11 protein-coding genes are annotated in these 20,506 nt (G+C 42.8%); 6 read left to right on the forward strand and 5 right to left on the reverse strand.

Annotated features, from left to right (window positions below):
* Window positions 1–16 precede the first annotated feature (16 nt).
* The 6 genes from PP182_RS17125 (at window position 17) to PP182_RS17150 (ending at window position 12,506) form a co-directional block, all read left to right on the forward strand.
* On the forward strand, window positions 17–1,423 hold the full coding sequence (locus PP182_RS17125; protein ID WP_272652490.1) for an arylsulfatase: 1,407 nt from the start codon (window positions 17–19) through the stop codon (window positions 1,421–1,423).
* A 17-nt stretch (window positions 1,424–1,440) separates the two neighbouring features.
* On the forward strand, window positions 1,441–2,964 hold the full coding sequence (locus PP182_RS17130) for a sulfatase family protein (protein WP_272652491.1): 1,524 nt from the start codon (window positions 1,441–1,443) through the stop codon (window positions 2,962–2,964).
* A 9-nt stretch (window positions 2,965–2,973) separates the two neighbouring features.
* Entirely contained in the window at window positions 2,974–6,048 is a 3,075-nt protein-coding gene (locus tag PP182_RS17135) for a sulfatase-like hydrolase/transferase (protein ID WP_272652492.1), read from the forward strand.
* 12 nt (window positions 6,049–6,060) lie between these two features.
* Window positions 6,061–7,341, forward strand: coding sequence for a glycosyltransferase WbsX family protein (locus PP182_RS17140; protein WP_272652493.1), 1,281 nt, complete (start codon window positions 6,061–6,063; stop codon window positions 7,339–7,341).
* A 98-nt stretch (window positions 7,342–7,439) separates the two neighbouring features.
* Window positions 7,440–9,554: a sulfatase-like hydrolase/transferase gene (locus PP182_RS17145; protein WP_272652494.1), complete on the forward strand. Its 2,115-nt coding sequence runs from the start codon at window positions 7,440–7,442 to the stop codon at window positions 9,552–9,554.
* Between the two features lie 213 nt (window positions 9,555–9,767).
* Window positions 9,768–12,506, forward strand: coding sequence for a glycosyl hydrolase family 28-related protein (locus tag PP182_RS17150; RefSeq protein WP_272652495.1), 2,739 nt, complete (start codon window positions 9,768–9,770; stop codon window positions 12,504–12,506).
* A gap of 263 nt (window positions 12,507–12,769) precedes the next feature.
* On the opposite strand, the gene PP182_RS21065 is transcribed toward PP182_RS17150, so the two are convergent.
* The 5 genes from PP182_RS21065 to PP182_RS17175 all read right to left on the reverse strand — a co-directional run bounded on the left by PP182_RS21065 (window position 12,770) and on the right by PP182_RS17175 (window position 20,490).
* Complete coding sequence (locus PP182_RS21065; RefSeq protein ID WP_419197737.1) at window positions 12,770–13,012, reverse strand: hypothetical protein; 243 nt, start codon at window positions 13,010–13,012, stop codon at window positions 12,770–12,772.
* 107 nt (window positions 13,013–13,119) lie between these two features.
* The gene (locus PP182_RS17160) at window positions 13,120–14,067 is read right to left on the reverse strand and encodes a metallophosphoesterase family protein (protein WP_272652496.1); all 948 of its coding nucleotides are present in this window, start codon (window positions 14,065–14,067) and stop codon (window positions 13,120–13,122) included.
* Window positions 14,068–14,073: 6 nt separating this feature from the next.
* Window positions 14,074–15,432 (reverse strand): FN3 domain-containing metallophosphoesterase family protein, encoded by a 1,359-nt coding sequence (locus PP182_RS17165; protein ID WP_272652497.1) that lies wholly within the window; start codon window positions 15,430–15,432, stop codon window positions 14,074–14,076.
* A 112-nt stretch (window positions 15,433–15,544) separates the two neighbouring features.
* Entirely contained in the window at window positions 15,545–17,206 is a 1,662-nt protein-coding gene (locus PP182_RS17170; protein ID WP_272652498.1) for a RagB/SusD family nutrient uptake outer membrane protein, read from the reverse strand.
* A 14-nt stretch (window positions 17,207–17,220) separates the two neighbouring features.
* Window positions 17,221–20,490, reverse strand: a complete 3,270-nt coding sequence (locus PP182_RS17175) for a TonB-dependent receptor (protein ID WP_272652499.1) — start codon at window positions 20,488–20,490, stop codon at window positions 17,221–17,223.
* Window positions 20,491–20,506 lie beyond the last annotated feature (16 nt).

The following is a 20,506-nucleotide window of genomic DNA, read 5'->3' on the forward strand; positions in this document are numbered from 1 at the left end:
TTTAAAATGTATTAAATTGAAAACAAGCATAATATACAGGGGGACCTTTTTACTCCTGCTAGGGGTTAGTTTTATGGCACAAGGCCAGAACGGCACAAAAGAACAGAACAGAACAAAAAAGCCCAACATCGTTTTTTTGCTGGCCGACGATATGGGATACGGGGAATTGGGCTCCTATGGGCAAACGACGATAAGAACCCCATTTTTGGATAGTCTGGCATCAAAGGGCATGCGATTTACCGATTTCTATTCGGGCACTTCGGTATGCTCACCGTCCCGGGCCTCTCTAATGACCGGTTTGCACACAGGGCATTTAAGCATCAGGGGCAATAAGGGTCGTATCGATGGGAAATGGGATAGGGTTCCTTTACGAAAAACAGAAAAAACCATAGGTGAAATGCTCCAATCTGTAGGATACCGTACCGCCATGATCGGTAAATGGCATTTAGGAGTGCCGGAAGACCAGTCCACTTGGGCCAAGAGCCGTGGTTTTGATTATGCAGTACAAGAGCAATGGGGACAAGATGTCAACGGACGGGAATTCGATACACGAGTGCATTGGGTAAACAATGACCAAGACTCCATTTTCTACAATTATTATAAGCATGAATGCCTGGATGAATTTCGGACGAACTTTGCGCTGGACTATCTGAATAAGGTGGAAAGGGACAAGCCATTTTTCTTATATATGTCCTATAGAACCCCACACGCCCAAGAGTTTTTTCTGCGCAAAACTGATCTATATCTTGAATATATGCAGGAGTGGCCCGAAATAGAGAGGCGCCATGCGGCCAGAATCACCATGTTGGACACTCAAATAAAACGGCTGTTCCATAAATTAAAGGACATGGGCGAACTGGAGAACACCTTGATCATTTTCACCAGTGACAACGGTCCTACCAATGAAAACAACCATAGTTACACTTTTTTTGACAGCTCCGGTGGACTGAGAGGGTTTAAACGGGATGTTTATGAAGGGGGTGTTAGGGTACCGATGATAGTGTACTGGAAGGGAAAAATAAGGGCAGGATCGGAAAGTGATCATCCGGCAACCTTTTATGACGTTCTTCCAACCTTGGCCGAAGTAAGCGATGCCGAAATTCCCAATGCAATAGATGGTATTTCCTTTTTGCCAGAGCTATTTGAAAAAAAACAGGCAAAACATGATTTTCTATATTGGGAAATTCAGCAGGGCGAGAGTGTAAAAGGTTTTAGACAGGCTATTAGAATGGATAATTGGAAAGCCGTAAGGTATGGCAACAATTATCACACGGAATTGTACGACCTATCCAAAGATATTCAAGAGAAAAACGATGTATGGAGTGAATACCCAGAACTTGTGGAAAAAGCAAATAGTATCTTGAAAAAAGAAAGTACCAAAAACGAACACTACCAATACTCTGGAGGGGTTTTTAAAAATTAAACTTAAAATGGCAAAAAATGACTAAACGACTGATATTCTCATTTATTACTTGTATTTCAACGCTTTCCTGTAGTAGTCAGAACAAAGTGAAAACTATGCAAGATAACAGTGACACTTTAACACGGCCCAATATTATTTGGCTAATGGCCGAAGATATAAGTACAGATTTAGAATGTTATGGCATGGCGAACGTTAAAACACCTTTTTTGAATAAAATGGCCGAAGAAGGGATAAAATTCAGCAACGCCTTTGTTACAAACCCCATTTGTTCCCCCAGTCGCTCTGCCATGATGCTCGGCACGCATCAACTTAAGACCAACACCCAGCACCATCGAAGCAATAGGAATATTCCCTTGTCAACGGCATACGTCCCTTTCACCGAACTGTTGCGCAATGCAGGTTATACAACGATACTTGGCCATCATTCAGTGTTACAGAAAGGGAGAAAGATCGATGTTAATTTTAAACATGAACCTATAGGACCATGGGATGGCAAAGAGCAATTTGGACTTTTTGATAAGTACGACAATTTTGAAAAGGAAGACCAGCCTTTCTTTGCCCAAATCCAGTTAAAGGTGACACACCGTGGAGATTGGTGGGATGAAATACGGAATCAATCACCGCACCCTGTCGACCCAGATAAAGTAGAATTGCCACCGTACATGGCCGACCATCCTGTTGTTCGATTGGACTGGGCCAAATACTTGGACCAAATTGAACATATGGACAGTAATGTAGGAATGATTTTCAAAGAATTGGAGGAAAAGGGTATGGCCGATAATACCATTGTCATTTTTATTGGCGATAATGGGCGTTGTAATATTAAGGGCAAAGGATATCTGTATGATCCCGGCCTACGTATTCCGTTGATTATCTATTATCCAAAAAAATTTAAAGGTGGTCAAACAAGGGACGACATCGTCATGGCGACCGATATTACGGCATCGATATTGGAATTTGCCGACATAGAAATTCCTGAATTCATGACCGGACGATCTATGTTTTCAGAAAACTTTCATCGCGATTATGTGTACGGCGCAAGGGATCTGTGGGACGAGATCAAAGAAAAATCCAGAGCAGTAGTAACAGAAGAATGGTCATACATAAGAAATGACATGCCCGAGGTTCCGTACGATGCCCATCAGGCCTATCTGGAATTTTTTAGGCCCAGTGTACATGTTATGCGAACGCTATACCAAGAATCAAATTTGAACGATTACCAAAAAGCCTTTTTCGAGCCTAGAAAACCGAAAGAAGAACTGTATAACCTAAAGCAAGATCCTTATCAATTATTTAACCTTGCGGATGATCCAAAGTATACGAAGGTGATTGAAAAGCTTAGAAAACAAACGCAAAGCTTCGATCGTATGATGTACTCGGGTCAAGACTATTACGAGCCTGTGAATTATAACGGACCCGAGATCATAAAATGGTTGAAGCAAGAAAGACCAGCGGACTATGCAAGGATGAAGGCAGGGGAAGAAATAGGGTATAAAAAATTTGTCAACTTATATAACCAGTCCTTAAAAGATAAAAATTAAGTGTTTCAAATGTATGGTATACTGCGTATGAAAAATCAAAAATCATTAAGGGTCGCTTTTATACTATTACTTGGCTTTATGCATTCGGTAAGGGGCCAGAACGCATTGAATGAGCAAGGGCAAAGACCCAATATTATTTTTATTCTGACCGACGACCAACGCTTCGATGCCTTGGGCTATGCGGGTAACACGCTCATTTCAACCCCTGAAATGGATAAATTGGCCCAAGAAGGTACCTATTTTAAAAATGCCATGGTCACCACACCGATCTGTACGGCAAGCCGGGCCAGTATATTAACAGGGCTTTACGAGCGTAAACATCGATTTAATTTTCAAACGGGCAACATTCGGGGTTCGTATATGGATGAATCGTATCCCACTATCTTAAAAAACAATGGATATACCACGGCCTTCTTTGGAAAATATGGTGTGCGATACGACCATTTGGACAAACAATTCGACGAATACGAGTCTTACGATCGTAACAATGCGTTTAAGGACAGACGGGGCTATTACTACAAGACCATTGGAAAAGATACGGTACACCTTACTCGATACACCGGCCAAAAAGCCATAGATTTTATTGCCCGGGCAAAAAGCCTCGAACCTTTTTGCCTATCGCTTAGCTTTAGTGCGCCCCATGCCCACGATTCATCGAAAGAACAATATTTCTGGCAAGCAAGCTCCAACGCCCTATTGCAGAACGATCAGATCCCAGGACCCGAATTGGCCGAGGACAAATACTTCAAGGACCAGCCCAAATTTGTTCGCAATGGGTTCAATAGATTAAGATGGACATGGCGATTCGATACCCCCGAAAAATATCAGCATAGCGTTAAAGGGTACTATCGGATGGTCTCCGGAATAGATTTTGAGATTGCAAAAATCCGTGCGGAACTAAAGAAAAAAGGACTCGATAAAAACACGGTGATCATTTTCATGGGCGATAACGGCTATTTTTTGGGTGAGCGCCAATTGGCGGGCAAATGGTTATTGTACGACAACTCCGTACGAGTACCCCTTATCATTTACGACCCACGCCAGAAGGGCCACATTGATAGCGATGCACTTGCATTGAACGTCGATGTACCCGCCACCATTATCGATATTGCCGGGATCGAAAGACCAAAAAGCTGGCATGGGAAAAGTTTAATGCCCATTGTGGCCGAAAAAACAGACAATATGGATAGGGACACGGTACTGCTCGAACATCTTTGGGAGTTTGACCGTATTCCACCCAGTGAGGGTGTCCGCACAAAAAATTGGAAATATTTGAGATATGTCAATGATAAATCCGTAGAGGAGCTTTATAACTTGGAAGCCGATCCAATAGAAACGCAAAATCTGGCCAAAGACCTAAAATATGCAACGAAGCTCAACGCGTTTAGAAAAAAAACGGATCGCCGGGCACATGAGTTGTCCGACCAATTTTCAGTAGGCCCCTATGCACTGCATGTTGATGGTATTAGAAAAAAAGAAGGGACAACTATCCGTGGCGAAAGGCCAGAATATGGTTGGATCGTTCCCGATCTTGCCATATGGCAATCGGCCTACCAGCTATTGGTGGCATCTTCCGAAGAAAACTTGGCGAACAATATCGGTGATATTTGGGATAGCGGTCAAAAAAGGGGCAATGCTTCTTTTAATGTAGCCCATGGCGGAGCGCCATTACATGCCGGGCCTACCTATTTCTGGAAAGTACGTATTTGGGATGAAGACAACCGGGTTACGGATTATTCAGAAAGACAATCCTTCCATATTGAAAACCCTACCAACGGCAATGATGCCGCTATACCGATTGATTCCTTCGACTATAGGGCAAGCGGTTTTTCCAGTTCCGATAAAGGTTTGGTGAAAATCTGGGATCTTGGCAAAAACGCCTTTAACAAGGTTGGTCCAACCAAAGATCGTAAGCAACTTGCTACCGAGCTGGATGCCTATGCCATTCAGTTGAACAGCTATGCTTTTGAACGTGCGTATGTAACGCCAAGACAGACTATTGCCTATTTCATGGAACACCCTTCACAGTATACCGAGGGACAACTTTATATGGCACTTATGATCTATGCGGATTATAGGTACACCGGTAACAGCAGGCTGATCAAAAAATATTATGAGGCCTTAAAAGCCAAAACACTGTACGAGCTTGCCGATCAGAACGGTCTCATAAGCACCTCAAAGATCACCCCTGGATTTATGCACAAACTTGGCCTTGAAGATGGGAACAAAAAAAACCTTATCGATATGGCGGAAGCGTCCGGTGATCGTTCAAAAAATCCTAAACACGGCACAGTAAAGAATGCATACTATACCTCGATCAATGCGCTCTATTATCAGAACATGAAAATCATGGCAGAGTTTGCCGAAATCATGGGAAAAACCGAGGAAGCTTGGGATTTTAATATCCGTGCTATAAAAGCGAAACAAATGCTGAACAAAAAAATGTTCGATGGGGCAAAAGGAGTATATGTCGATGGTATGGGTATGGAACAAGCGTCATTGGTTGCAAATACGTTGCCACTCCTTTTTAGGATTGTGCCCCAACAACATATTTCAGGCGTCGTAAGGCATATAAAAGGTTTTAATCTCCCAACAAGCATAGGGGCATATAACAATTTATTTGACGCCTTGTTCATGAGCGGAGAGGTCGACTTTGCGTTGTCGTTGTTGACCGATAAAGAGAATAATGCCTGGTACGATACATTTAGTTCAGAGGCTAACGATTCCTATGCAAGCAAAAAGGTCCCGGCTTATGTGCTATCACAGGATCTTTGGGGCATTCGACCAAAAACGCCCGGATTCGGTATAGTTACCATTAAACCGCAAATGGGCGACCTGAGGGAAAGCGATATTAAAGTGCCGACCATTAACGGCACGATCAAAGGAACCTACAATATCGAAACTAAAAGGACCAAAGTGTTCCATTTTGAAATTCCTGCCAATATGGTGGCCGAATTCAAAATCGCTCTTGAGCCTGGAATGGAATTAGTACATAATGGGGAAAAGATGAATCTGGCTTTTGGTTCCGTGCGGTTGGAACCAGGGAAACATCAGATTAAGCTTACGGCCTCAAATTCCTTTTAAAAAAAAAAATTGATGATGATTCTCAATAATCTTGAAAACACCCACATCAACTTAAAATCGGTTCCATGTATGTTTTTAAGTAAAGACTCCATGAAACGGACGGCCACGAATTTTTTCTGGCTACTGATAGTTATGGTAACGGTCATGTCGTGCAAGGATAAATCTGATGAACCCAAGATTGAAAAGTCCATCCCAAAAAATGACAAATATACCGTTGCGGCCTACGTATGGCCCTCGACACATCACGATGAACGTTTTGGCGATATGCTCTGGCCGGAAAAAACAGGGGAATGGGAGATTATAAAAAAGGGGAGTGCCAGATTCGAAGGACACTATCAACCCAAGATGCCCTTATGGGGCTATGAAATGGACGATGACCCTAAGGTAATGGAGAAATGGATTGAGGCAGCGTCGGACCATGGGGTGAACACATTTATTTTTGATTGGTATTGGTTTGACGAGGGCCCTTTTCTTGAAAGCAGTTTAAACAACGGGTTTCTTAAAGCCAAAAACAGGGACAAGATGAATTTTTATCTTATGTGGGCCAACCATGATGTAAAACAAAACTATTGGAACGTTCACAAGTATAAAGAAATAGATACCCTTTTATGGAACGGTGCAGTGGATGATAAAAACTTTAAAATAATTGTCGATAGGGTCATCAAGAATTATTTTGTTCAGCCAAATTATTATAAGATTGACGATAAACCAGTGTTCTCGGTATTCAGCTTAAAAAAGATGATCGAGGGACTTGGAGGCTTGGAACAGACCGAAGATGCCTTGGATTATTTTAGGGAGAAAGTAAAAACTGCCGGTTTTCCAGACCTTCATGTACAGGTGATCCAGAGCGGTATTCCAAAAGAAAATGCCATGAAGGTTATCGAGCGGTTACAGGTCAACAGCGTAACCCAATATAATTGGCCGGGAAAAAAGGAGCAGGACTATATTAAATGGGGAAGCAAGGCCATCGCTTTTAGAAATCAATGGGATGGTGAACTTTCCATACCCTTTTTTCCGAATGTTTCCATTGGATGGGACGATACCCCAAGGTTTCCGAATAAAGGGGAAAAAGATGTGATCCGATATAACAAATCCCCGGAAAGTTTTGCCACATTTCTTGAAGAAGCAAAAAATTACTGTGACCAGCATACGAAACAGCAAAAGCTTATCACGATTTTCTCTTGGAACGAATGGATAGAGGGAGGCTATTTGTTGCCCGATCGTAAATATGGGTTTCAGTATCTCGAAAAGGTACAAGAGGTAATGACGGGTTCCTACGATCCGTATCAATAAGAAATAAATGGTTGTATGCTTTTCTATTTTTCGCTACAAGTAGTTCGTGTTGTATGTCAAGGAGAATAGGGTTGATTAAACCTTCAAATATTTTTAAAATGAACAAAAAACAAAATAGAAAACACTTGGGACCATCAGGGTTAATGGTTATTATTTTATGTACGCTAATGCCTAGTCTTGGACTTGCCCAGCAAAAGAATCCCCAAAAGCCCAATATCCTGTTTATATATACCGATGATCTGGGCTATGGCGACATTGGTGTTTTTTTTCAGAACCAAAGAAAAGAAGAAGGCGATAAAGCCAAACCCTGGATGTCCACCCCAAACTTGGATAAATTGGCCAAATCAGGGGCAATGTTAACGCAACACTATGCGGCCGCGCCTGTGTGCGCGCCGTCAAGGGCATCTTTGTTGAGTGGCTTGAGCCAAGGCCATGCCAATGTACGTAACAACCAGTTCGATAAGGCATTGGCCAATAACCATACTTTGGGCAATGTACTGCAAAGAGCAGGGTATGCCACTTCGGTTTTTGGCAAATGGGGGCTTCAGGGCGATCGCCGCTGGTCGTACAACAACGGCGAATGGACCGCAAGACCTACCGATAGGGGGTTTGATTATTTTTATGGTTATATGCAGCATAGGGATGGTCATGAACACTACCCCAATGAAGGGCTTTACCGAGGGAAAAAATCGGTTTGGGAAAATAATACGGAAATCAAAGACGGTCTGGATAAATGCTATACCGGTGATTTGTGGACAGCAGCGGCGAAGCGATGGATCACCTCTAAAGCGGAGAACGGGTCACAGCCCTTTTTTATGTTCCTTTCGTATGATACCCCCCATGCCGTCCTTGAACTCCCAACGCAGGCATATCCCGAAGGAGGCGGTCTAAAGGGCGGGGTACAATGGGTAGGCAAACATGGACAAATGATCAATACGGCCAACGGAGAACCCGACAGTTATTTCCATCCGGACTATGAGCATGCAACATATGATCATGATAACGATCATAAAACAGCCGAGATACCCTGGCCCGAAACTTTTAAAAGGTATGCCACTAGTGTCCGCAGGATAGACGATGCCATTGGCGATATCATGAAGCTTCTCAAAGACCTGAAAATAGAGGATACTACTTTAGTGGTTTTCAGCTCGGATAACGGGCCTTCAAAAGAATCCTATCTGCCGGAGGGCTTTGTCGAGAACACGCCCGATTTCTTTGATAGTTTCGGACCGTTCGACGGAATAAAAAGAGATGTGCTGGAAGGTGGCATAAGGGTGCCTACCATTGCCCGTTGGCCTGGAAGCATACCGGAAAACAAAGTGGTAACGACCCCGAACATATCCTATGATTGGCTACCGACTTTTACCGATGCCGCAGGGCTTCCTTCTCCGGCCAATTCAGACGGGGTTTCACTACTGCCGTCGTTGACAGGGGTTGGTGATCAGGATCAAGGCCTTGTGTACATAGAATACTTCCAAAGGGAAAAGACCCCTGATTATGAAGAATTTTCCCTGCAAAACAGGAATAGGAGACGCAATGAAATGCAGCTCATTCTAATGGAGGATCTAATCGGACTTCGATACGATATAAAATCCGCCAATGACGATTTTGAAATTTATGACGTAAGCAAGGATACCCGTCAAGGCAAGAATCTGGCATCGCAAGATTCCCTAAATCACCTTCAACAAATGATGAAAAAAAGGGTGTTACAGATTCGAATGCCGGATACTTCGGCAGTTAGGCCGTATGATGGTGAAGCGATACCGGCCTTAAGACCGCAGCCCAGATCAAAAGGGCTTCGCTGGAAAAGTTATGGCGGCAATTTTCCCTGGCTGCCAAAAATGGACGATTTGGTAAATAACGGGAGCGGTACGGTAAAGAATCCATCAAAAATCCGCTATAACAAGATAAACAGCGACTATTTTTTGTTGGAAGGCTATATCGAAATTAAAACAAAAGGCAACTATGAGCTACGTTTCTCTTCGGTGGACAAGGCCATTGTACGTGTACACGACATAACTGTTTTTGATGCCGATTATGGATACAATCCATCGGCCGAAATGATGGAGAACATGTACTTTGAAGAGGGATTTCATCCTATCAGGATCTATTTGAAAAACTCAAAAAAAGAAAGAAATCCATTTATCCTATCCTTGAAATTGGAAGGTAGTTCCAGTACTGCCCCGGTTGAATTTTTCGTTAGAGATACGTAGATATGCTGGTCTGCTTTGAAGAGGTATTAATCGTCTCCTGCTTATTTGACAGTGAAAAATCTAGCGAAATAAATGGAACTGTTTTTAGATAATTAAACTTTACAATGGGAATATAGGCCATCAGATAAATGTTCAGTTTATATCAATTTATTAGGGCCAATAATCTGAAAGATATACAAAACCGAGTTCAATCTAATATTAAAAGAGTTTAACGTGAGAAGAATAGCGTCATTATTAAATCTACTCTACCTACCATATTGCCTACTGTTATGTCTTTCCGTCAATGCTCAATTAGGCCTTGAAAAATGTTCTTTAAAAACTTATGAAGAACTTCGTGACATGGGCTATGAGCCGGTAAGAGCGCATAATGCCGTTGGAGATGGTATTACTGATGATACCGCTGCCATCCAAGAAGCCATAAATACAGCAAATGCCAGTAGAAAAGCGGTCTATTTTCATCCAGGCACCTATTTGGTATCCAAAACGCTGATTGTTGAGCAGGATCTGTTCGTGAGTGGTTTTGGATTTACTAATGAGAACAATAATATGACCCGATACGGAAATAAGCTGGTGGGTTCGTATTGCGGAAATGAGAAACCGGTCATTAAACTTCAGGATAATCTGCAAGCAGCAAGTTCAATCAACGTGGATGATCCTTTTTCCGTTATTAAATTGTTCAGGAGAAATGCTTCAGATCCCACCAATCCGAACAGTAGGGATGACAGTAGATCATGGAATACCTCGATCCATAACTTAACGATAGATTTAGGAACAAATAACCCAGGAGCAGTTGGCATAAACCAACAAGGCGCAGAAGGTTGCTCATCCCAAGAAGTAACAATATTGGCAAATGATAGTTTTGCGGGTTTTTATAACTTAAACAGCTCAGGTGGCTATACTTACAATGTTGAAGTTATCGGAGGAAATCATGGAATTTATTTGAATAGTAGTAGAGGCGGCTCAGTACTTGTAGTAGGTCTAAAATTAAGCGGTCAAAAAGCCTCCCCTATTGCGGTAACCAATTATGTTCCTTTTGGTCTTGTTGGTTTTGACATCACATGTAATCAAGGAGGTGTTATATCCCATATAAATGGAGGAAAACTTACTTATTCAAACTCCAGTCATGATGCCGCAACTCAAATATATTTGATTGATGGAAAAATAAATATTTCTGAAGAAGGTACTGATGCCATTATCGATAACAATGACCGCTCAATTTACTTAAAAAATATCTATACGAAAGGAAGAACAAACATTCATACATATGCAACTCATATTGATAATCCGGCCCCATTGGGCAAATTAACCGCATCAAATGCATCAAATTGGTCTTTAATCAATGAATATTCTTTTACTCCTGGATTATATAAGGAAAAAGGACATCTTTTACAAGGGCTAAACACCAACAACTCTTTTTATTCAAGCGATCTTTACGATCCATCCATCGATATAAGTAACTATTTATTTTCACCCTCTGAGAATATTATAGTTTCAACTGAGGCAGACCCTCCTTCAGATTTAATTTCAATACACACCCACGATATCGGATTATTAAATCCTGAAGGAAATAATATCGTCTCGGTTATTGACTATGGGGCTAACCCAAATGATAATGTAGATGATGCCCAAAGCATACAAGAGGCAATAGACGCTGCAGGAGATAATGGAATTGTTTTTTTACCTGCGGGCGAGCTTTATGATGATAATGGAACAGAGCGCTTAGGCTACTACAAAATCAATCAAACTATTAAACTGAAAAGAAACACTATTTTATTTGGCGTATCAAGATACAATTCTGTTCTAGCTGCGAACGATTGGTCAAATCCGTCAGAAAACTCGCCTGTCATATCCTCTATAAACGATGCCAATGCGGCCCCAGTTATTGCCGATTTTAAAATTATTATACCACCTGTTGCCGCAACCGGTAATTACAATGGTATAATCCCTGAATTTGAAAACCATATTTACAGCATTTTATGGCAATCGGGTGAACATTCAATTTATAAAGATGTTTTTACCCAAAATATGTACGGCCCTCTTGGAGATAGAAAAGTACATATTATATCTGGAAATGGTGGTGGAAAATGGTACGGTATTACTCAAGCTGGATCATATCCTCCATGTGCCGTAAACCCGGGGAACTGTAATAACTCAACTGCAAACAATTCGTTTTTAGACAGCAATGGCAATTATGTGTCACATCCTGATAGCAGAAAAATGCTTGTTGAAGGCACATCGCAAAAACTAAGCTTTTATCCTTATCACTGCCAGCATGACACTCCTGTTAATGGCGCCCTATGGGAAATTAAAGATGCCTCTAATGTAAACGTATATGGAATTAAATCTGAAATGGGAAGTATTCCTGAACGTATGATGGCTATTATCAGGGACAATCCTTCCAATCTGGTTCCTGTTTGGTTATTTATAAAAAACTCAAGTAATATATCCCTTGTCGGTCATGAAGGTCTTAGTCAAACTGCCCAAGACCGAGGCTTAATTGAAATTACCGAAGATTCATATAATATAACCATAGCATCAATGGGAAGAAGAGGTGCGGGCCTGCTTCCAAACAATACAGAATTAAATCAAGATTCATGGTATTTTGTAAAAGAGACAACCCAAGAAAACTTCATAAGCAAAGTTACGGCCCAAGGTTTTCTATCTCTTTTTAAAAGCGGAAAGATAGAACCTTCGTCCAATAATGAAGATACAACGGATTCAGGCACCATTACAATAGTGCCAAACCCGGCCAAGGATTCTTTGAACATTAGTTCTGGGATCGTTGAAATTGACAGTATATCTATTTTTAATCTATCAGGTCAACAAGTGTTGACCAAAAAAGTCAACTCTTTAGAAACAACGTTAAGTTTGGCGGGAATTAGTTCTGGTATGTATGTGGTAAAAGTCTATACCAAAGATGGTTCAAAAGGATTTAAAGTTGTTAAAAAATAAATAGGGAACTTCACTAATTTAAGCTTATTCGTACTGGACACAATTTAACCTGACAGTTGTTTTAGAGAAAGTTACAAAAAGGGGAAAGCCACAAAATAATTCAAAAAAATGCGACTTTTAATTTGAAGTAACTTCAATTTTTTGAAATTATCCTAAAAATAAATTTAAAAATTCTTAGCTTTCTTAACTCGTCGTTCCTTACGAATCCTCTAAGTACTTGGTATACAGAGTTATATTTGATAGAAAACCATGTTTTCGGTGGTCTAAGATTGTTCGGGGGTGAGAACGACTTTCCACTCTTCTTCAGTTTTTTCCTCCCTTCCGTCCGGGGTAGGATTTCCGAGGTTTGTAAAACGGATGACATCCGCCCACGTCAATATGCTGTTATTGTCGCTTCTTTCCATAAAAATGTTTCGCTCAGTTTCAGGGCACAGCACCCGTAATGCATCCAGTTTACGATTAAATGTTTTCCCGATGGTTGGTCGTACGGCGGTATTTTTCAACATTACAAACATTTGGGCAAAAAGCCCCAGGCTTTTCCGTCGGCCTTAATTGATTATTTTTCCTGTTTCTTCGACCCTTTTATTGAAGGGAGAACCGACCTCTTTGTGTTCTATTTTTCATCAGGCTCAAGCCGACTTTCCCATTTGTTATCTATATAATTCCACGAGATGTTGCCATTCTTCACGTGTATCACCATAAACCCTTCCTCATCATAATGGATACCGTCGTTCCTATTGTTCTTCCTTCTCCAACTAGGTCTTCCGGCAACTGACCCCCCCGTAATAAAACGGGTCTTATTTTGAAGGTTGATGTCCTCGATCCAATGCATATGACCTTGCAGTACCAATTTCAAATCAAGATCATTGAAAAGTTTTAAGATTTCGTCACGGTTATAGATCCAAAGTTCATTGGGCACTTCTTTGACTTTGTTTTTGGGATACCGCTGGTTATAGGTTGAAATAAAGGGAATATGCGTAGACAATACTATTGGAGTTTCAGTATCCAATTGGGCCAGGTCATCTTTCAGCCATTGTTTTTGTTCATCGTCAATAAGCCCGATATAGCGCTGGTCCTTTTCTTCGATGGAACACAGTGAGATAAAATGCCATCCTTTATGATCAAAAGAATAATATCTTTTGCCCAAATAGCGCTCGTACATCCCATATTTATAGTCCGGATGATTCGTTTTGATGTCACTTTCCCTGTAAATCCCGAATAGTTCGTGGTTTCCTATGGTATTATAGACCGGTACATCAAACTTTTTGATGCTGGTGCTATAGGTGCGGAACAACGAGTCCGACCGATTAAAATTGCCTCTAAGGGCATCGTATACCAGATCACCTCCGGTAAGCACAAAATCAACATGGAGTTTGTTGACCGTATCGATCACTTTTTGAAACGCTTCCTGGGCCCCGCGTTCTGGTTGTAGGTGGATATCGGTCATAAAGACAAAGGAAAAACCTTCTTGATCTGCATAGGTAGAACCAACCAAATCTTCGCTTTGGGCCTTAATGCCCAAGCAAACGAACAACAACGCAATCCACAATACTGTTCTCATCCTTTTTTACTGTTTTTTTCTTTGCAGGTATTCGGTTTTGTCGGCTTCATAGGTCTTGACCAACTCTTTGTCATATCTTTTTTCAAAGTCCTTGGTGGGCAAAAGGGATTCGGCGGGGAGGTCCACGGCTTCCTCGAACTGCATTTCGCCACTTGTATCCTTGGTAATGGTAAATGCATCGTACACTTCGCCCAGGACGGTCTTTGCCACATACTCCAATTTATTTTCCGAAACATATATTTCCTGATACAGTTGTATCGAGGTTCCTGCGCGCTCGACCCAGTCACTGAACTGTATCGCATTTTGATACGGACCGGCCACCGACACCACATGAATCGGAAAGGCTGCATCCATGCTTCCCCTTGCATACAGATGTTCATGTCCCGTCAAGACCATCGGAACCTTGTACTTCTCCAACAGTGCCTTGATCTCGGGAAAACGGATATCGGGATTGCGGTTTCTTGCCAGCCCGGCCATGGCATGATGGAAGGTAACGAATACCCAATCGCCTTTAAATTCTTTGAGCGCCTTTTCCAACCAAACATAGGTCTCTTGCCATTGTGCTGGCGTTATTTTTGCGGAAGTGTCCAGGGAAATGACCCTGATATTATTATAATCCACAAAGTACGTTTGCTCCTCTTGTCCGTCCGGGCCATTTTTGGAAAAGCAAAAGTTAAGATTCCATAATGGTGCAATTTCCTTGGTCTCTTTCGTCTCCCATTTGTGCTCATGGTTACCTGGTGTGGCAATAATAGGTATATTTTGAAAAGCCCATCCCGCGGCCGGGAAAAATTCGTTCCAATTTTCTTTGTTCAATCCTCCTCTATGGATCAAGTCTCCTGCAAATAACATGAATTTGGCATCCGGATTGGCTAAAACGGCCTGTCTCAGCGTTCTGCTTCCCAAGGAATGGATGTAGCGTTGTACATCTCCGAAATACAAAAACTTGAAGGGTTCGTTTTGCCCGGTCGCGGTCTTAAATTCGGACCATTCGGACCATTGGTCCTTATGGCCTACCCGATAGGAGTATTGGGTATTGGGCTGTAGATCCTGAAGATTTGCCGAATGATAATACCATAAACCGTCATCCGATGTATGGGATCGGGAGGTCGCTTCTATTTTCTTTATGCGTTCTTCAAAAAAAGGGGAAGCGGTCGCTTCCACATATTCTATATAGCTTTTGGGTTCGGTTGCCCGTGTCCTCCATGAAACGGCCTGACTGTTTTCCGGGGACGTTTCCCATGAAAGTTTAATGTGATGCGGCCATTGTTCCAAAAGACTATTGTCGTACTCCTCTTTTTTCTGCCCCTGGCAATGAAAGACTAATATTGAAAAAGAGATGAATAATAACGTGTGTTTTTTCATTTTAACATAGAATTAAAAGAGGCTGTCTAAAAAGTTGGTTTTCGTCATTCCGGATTCGTTTTAAAATCCCAAATCACAGCTTTTAGAACTTTCCGGACAGCCTCCGGTGTTTTTAGAATCCCGGATTTTGGGGCATTTCCTTCTCCAAGTTCGAATCTATCACGGACTGTGGTATGGGCAGCAGTATGTCGCGTTGCGGATCAATGGTATCGGAACCACGGTTGTTGTACTTCATGGTACGTTCGGCCCACTTACCCGTTCTCAAAAGGGTATACCTTCTGGGCTCTTCGACCATGAGTTCCCTGGCGCGCTCATCCAGTATAAAATCAATATCGATATCCCCCGCCGTTATGTTGAAAGCATGACTTCTGGCCCTAAGAATGTTTATCGTGTTGGCCGCCGCCGCAGTATTCCCCAGCCTAAATTCCGCTTCTGCTTTTAGCAGGTAGGTATCCGCGGCCCGAAGGTAAATCTGGTCGTAAAACGATTCCCTGTTCCCGATGGGATCTATAGGATCGGCCCAATCGTATTTTCTGCTGAAAGGCCATTCTTCGATACCATTATGATCGTCGGTGATATCCTCGCTCCAATCCAAAAAGATCTTATCGCCGTAATTTGCCCCTTCCGGCAAATTATCGGCAGGATAGGGCGCATTCCCGGCCGCGTCCCGGTAGGTGAAGGCTTTTCGAATGGCGTATTCGGAAAATCTGTCATCATTGGGGTCGTCAAAATTATCCAAGGCCCATTTGGTCAATGAAGATCGGCCGTTTCCATATCCGCCCCTGTCGGCGGTCACGGTCAGGTCCAGGTCACCGCTTCGATATCGAGACGTATGGTGCATGGCCATAATAGGGTATTCCCCACCACCCAGGACATTATTTTTGAACTGGAATACCCATAGGGCTTCGGAGTTTCCTTCTTCGCGGTTGGTGTTCCCGGCCTTGAACATGTCCATAAAAGCAACGCCATCCTGATCCGCCTGTACGCCATAGCGTTGGGTAATCAGTGCATATGCCGGGTTGTTGACCACTTTGTCCGACCAAAACAGTGTACTATCCGGTTTGTTCAATGTCAGGTATATTTCCGCTAGGTAGTGTTGCACGGCCCCTTTGGTGATTCTACCTGTCAGGGAGCCTTCTTCGGGTATGATGGGCTCTGCAAAAAGCAGGTCTTTAACAACCTGTCGCCTTACTTCTTCCACGGGGGTCCGTTCCCAATCCGTCCTGATAATTCCGTCACTTGATGGGTTGAGGTTCAGCGGAACGTCACCCCAAAGATATGAGAGGTGACGATAGGCGAATGCCCTAGCCACTCTTGCTTCGGCGAGGATCAGGTCTTTGTTTTCCATTTCACTAAGCTCGTTTCCACTCCAATCGATATCACTTCTTTCTTCAACATTTTTGATGATTTCATTGGAGGAGTTGACGATCTCATACAACCAAAGAAAGACCCCTTCATATACATCATAATCTGGCTTGTTCCTCTCGTTCCAATCCACAGATACACGGGAAACTCCGTTGCCACTGTGGTTGGCCGCGAACATGTCGGTACCGGACATGGTCACATCCGTTATAAGGGAAGAACTGGCGTTCAATCCTTCCCGTTCATAGCGCATCAGGGAATAAAGACCATTTATTCCCGCTTCCAACCCAGATAAATCAGAATACAAATTCTCTGCATATATCACATTGGGCGGATTTTCGTCCAATAGATCATCGCTGCAACTGCTTATAAGAATTACAGTGCTAAAAAGGCATATTATTACTTTTCTCATTTTATTTTTTTTACTTAAAATCCTAGTGTTAATCCAAGGGTCAACTCTCGTTGTAGCGGAAGGATTCCCGCCTGGCTACTTGGAAGTTCCAGTTCGGGGTCTCCGGCGGTCCAATCCGTTATGGTGAGCAAATTTCTGCCGGAGGCAAACAGTTGAAGTTTATCCAGTTTTATTTTGGACAGAACTTTCTCCGGAAAATTATAGGAGAGGGTCACATCCTTCAACCTAATAAAACTGGCATCCTCATAGATGGAGCCCCCTCTTACCTCATCGTTGTTCCTAAAATATTCGTTGGTGGGGTTATCGGGTGTCCACCAGTTCTTTTTTAGTACATTCCGTCTGATTTCAGCGGCCGTATTGTCCCTCAACAGGTTGTTGTGCCTGGTCGCCCCATGCGATCCGATGAAGAATATTTCCAGGCCTAAATTCTTATATTGAAAGGCGTTGCTTAGGCCCCATGTGTACTTAGGATCTCGCTGCCCTATGATCTGACGGTCTTTGTCATCCAGCACCCCGTTATCATCCACGTCCTCTATCTTGGCATCACCGGGCACCCTATCATATACGGCGGCGGCTTCCTCTTCCCCCAATTGCCAAACCCCGATCATCTTTTGGTCAAAGTTGACACGTATGGGTTCCCCCACGAACCAGGCATTGGCCAAATCATTGATTTCTTCCCCGTCTTCCTGGAGATAACCGTATAGGGAAACTATCTTATTTTTGTTGGTGGCAAAGTTTCCCGATATCTTCCAATTGAAGTCTTGGGTCACCCAGGGGACAACGGATAGGGAAAGTTCCAGTCCACGGGTTTGTGTTTCCCCAATGTTCTGGGTCACTTGGTTTATTCCATGAACGGAAGAGATGGTCCTGTTCAACAACAAATCGGAAGTATTGGTTTCGTATAGGTTCACATCGCCAAAGATCCTGTTATTGAAAAATCCAAAATCCAATCCTAAATTATAGGTTTCACTGGACTCCCATCCCAAATCTTTGTCCCCAATGACACTTGGAACATAGCCTACCAAGGATTGTTCTCCAGACAAGGTGTTCCTGTCCCGCAACCTGGTGATCGATGAATAGGGGTCGACGGCCTGGTTTCCATTGATGCCCCACGATAACCTTAATTTTAATTGGTTTATGGTGGTCGAATTTTCCAAGAAAGGTTCCCTTGAAATGTTCCAGCCCAAGGCGACCGATGGAAAAATACCCCATTTGTTATCCGGTCCGAAACCTGAAAAACCATCCCGCCTTCCGGTCAACGTCAACAAATAGGTGTTGTTGAACGAATAGTTGAGGCGCAACATTTGTGAGATGAGCGCGGTACGTTGGTAATCGTTTTGGGACTCTATGGAAGAGGCTTGGGAAATTCCAAAATAGGTGAATTCGTCGTTGGGAAAATTGATCGCTGTGAGTTCCTCAAAATATTGCTCGTTCTCCTCATAACTATAGACCCCTGTTACGAAAACATTGTGTTTGCCAAACTCCTTGTTGTAGGTGAGGATGTTTTCAACTACATTATTTTTAAATTCCGTACTGGAAAGATATGCATAGCCCGAGTTGGCTATTCCCACCACGGTGTTGCTTCCGGCATAAGTCTTCCGTTCGGACCACCTTCTTCTTATACCTGTGTTCAATCTATAATTGAGCCCTTTCAAAAATGGGAAGGTTACATTGATATAGTTGTTCGATACGATTTGATTGGAATAATCCTCATCCTCGTAATTTTCGGCCTCCAAAGGGTTTTCATCAGGGAATTCCGGCCATGGGAATAGATTGATGTCCCCATTTTCATCAAAAGGGTTGGCCAGAAGCGGGTTGATCTCAAAAACGGCTTCGTAGTCAATATTGTATCCGCCCCGATCATCATAGGTGAACTGGCTTCGGGTTCCAAAATCCAACCAATCCGTAATCTTGGTATCGATGTTCACCCTACCGGAGATTCTTTGGTACTGGTCGGTAACGGACAGCCCCTGCACATCCAAGAAATTGCCTCCAATGTAGTATTTGGTGTTGTCGCTTCCACCGGTCATGGAAATGTTATGGGATTGGGTGTAACCGGTTCTAAGGGACAGGTCTATCCAATCCGTTTCCAGTCCAGCTTCATAATTTGCAATTTCCGTGTCCGTCAATAATTCAGCGTTTCGGGTGGATTTGAAATCATAAAATTCCCTACCTGTTAAGAAAACTGGAAGATTGATAGGTTCCTGGATCCCATACTTCCCTTGATAATTGATCTTTGTTTTTCCTTTTACGCCGGCCTTGGTCGTGACCAAAATGACACCATTGGAACCCCTGGAGCCATAAATAGCGGATGCAGAGGCATCTTTTAATACTTCCAATGAGGCGATATCGTTAACGCTGATATCGTTCAGATCGCCATAGTAGGGCACCCCGTCCAAAACAATAAGAGGATCGTTGCTGGCCAAAATGGAATTGCGGCCCCTTACTATAATCGTTTGCTCTCCCACGGCACCTGCCGTGGTTTGGCGGATGGTTACGCCGGGAAGGGCTCCTTGCAAAACTTGGGCGATGTTTCTGTTGGGAACCAGATCCAATCGTTCCTGGGCCACGGAAGTAACAGATCCCGTTACATCGCTTTTTTTCTGTGTCCCGTAGCCGACCACCACCACTTCGTCCAACTTGGCATTATCGGGCAGTAGTTTTACGTTGATAATGGTCTGGTTTCCTACTTCGATCTCCTGGGTTACATACCCAACATATGAAAATTGCAGTATTGCATCGGGGTCATCTATGGTCAGGGAATAGTTGCCATCGAAATCCGTTGTGGTGCCCTGCGTAGTTCCTTTTACGGCCACCGTAGTTCCCAAAAGAGGGGTTCCGAATTCATCCACAACTTTCCCCGTAATGGCATATTGAAGTGGTTTGGACAAAACTCTCGGCTTACCGATACTATCAAGGTCTTTTTTTTCGGTCAGGAATATCTGTCGGTCTATAATGCTATAAGCGGTCGATGTATTTCCAAACACCTTTTCCAAAACGTTTTCTATAAGTTCCTCTTTTACCTTGACCGTAACTTGACGTTCCAGGTCTACAACCTTTATTTTATAGACGAACCTAAATTCGGTACTGTTTTCAATCTTATCAATAAGCTGGTCTATGGATACGTTCTTTAAGTCCAACGTAAGTTTGGTTCGCTGTCCATAGGAAGTGTTCGCCTGCATTGTTAAAAGTGCAACGAACATGAACAGCACGCTAAGTTTCATTTTTAAATCAAATTTCAATAAGGGATAGGGGCTTCTTGTATGCTTAAGAAGTTTTTTCATACTTTTATAGTGTTAA

Origin of the sequence: Maribacter sp. PR1, assembly GCF_028464145.1 — a bacterium.
In the GTDB taxonomy this organism is placed as follows: domain Bacteria; phylum Bacteroidota; class Bacteroidia; order Flavobacteriales; family Flavobacteriaceae; genus Maribacter.

What these genes read in the sequence shown, in the direction of transcription:
- PP182_RS17175 (WP_272652499.1), bottom strand. Translation starts at nt 20,490, where the DNA reads ATGAAAAAACTTCTTAAGCATACAAGAAGCCCCTATCCCTTATTGAAA.
- PP182_RS17170 (WP_272652498.1), bottom strand. Translation starts at nt 17,206, where the DNA reads ATGAGAAAAGTAATAATATGCCTTTTTAGCACTGTAATTCTTATAAGC.
- PP182_RS17140 (WP_272652493.1), top strand. Translation starts at nt 6,061, where the DNA reads ATGATGATTCTCAATAATCTTGAAAACACCCACATCAACTTAAAATCG.
- PP182_RS21065 (WP_419197737.1), bottom strand. Translation starts at nt 13,012, where the DNA reads ATGTTGAAAAATACCGCCGTACGACCAACCATCGGGAAAACATTTAAT.
- PP182_RS17145 (WP_272652494.1), top strand. Translation starts at nt 7,440, where the DNA reads ATGAACAAAAAACAAAATAGAAAACACTTGGGACCATCAGGGTTAATG.
- PP182_RS17130 (WP_272652491.1), top strand. Translation starts at nt 1,441, where the DNA reads ATGACTAAACGACTGATATTCTCATTTATTACTTGTATTTCAACGCTT.
- PP182_RS17160 (WP_272652496.1), bottom strand. Translation starts at nt 14,067, where the DNA reads ATGAGAACAGTATTGTGGATTGCGTTGTTGTTCGTTTGCTTGGGCATT.
- PP182_RS17135 (WP_272652492.1), top strand. Translation starts at nt 2,974, where the DNA reads ATGTATGGTATACTGCGTATGAAAAATCAAAAATCATTAAGGGTCGCT.
- PP182_RS17165 (WP_272652497.1), bottom strand. Translation starts at nt 15,432, where the DNA reads ATGAAAAAACACACGTTATTATTCATCTCTTTTTCAATATTAGTCTTT.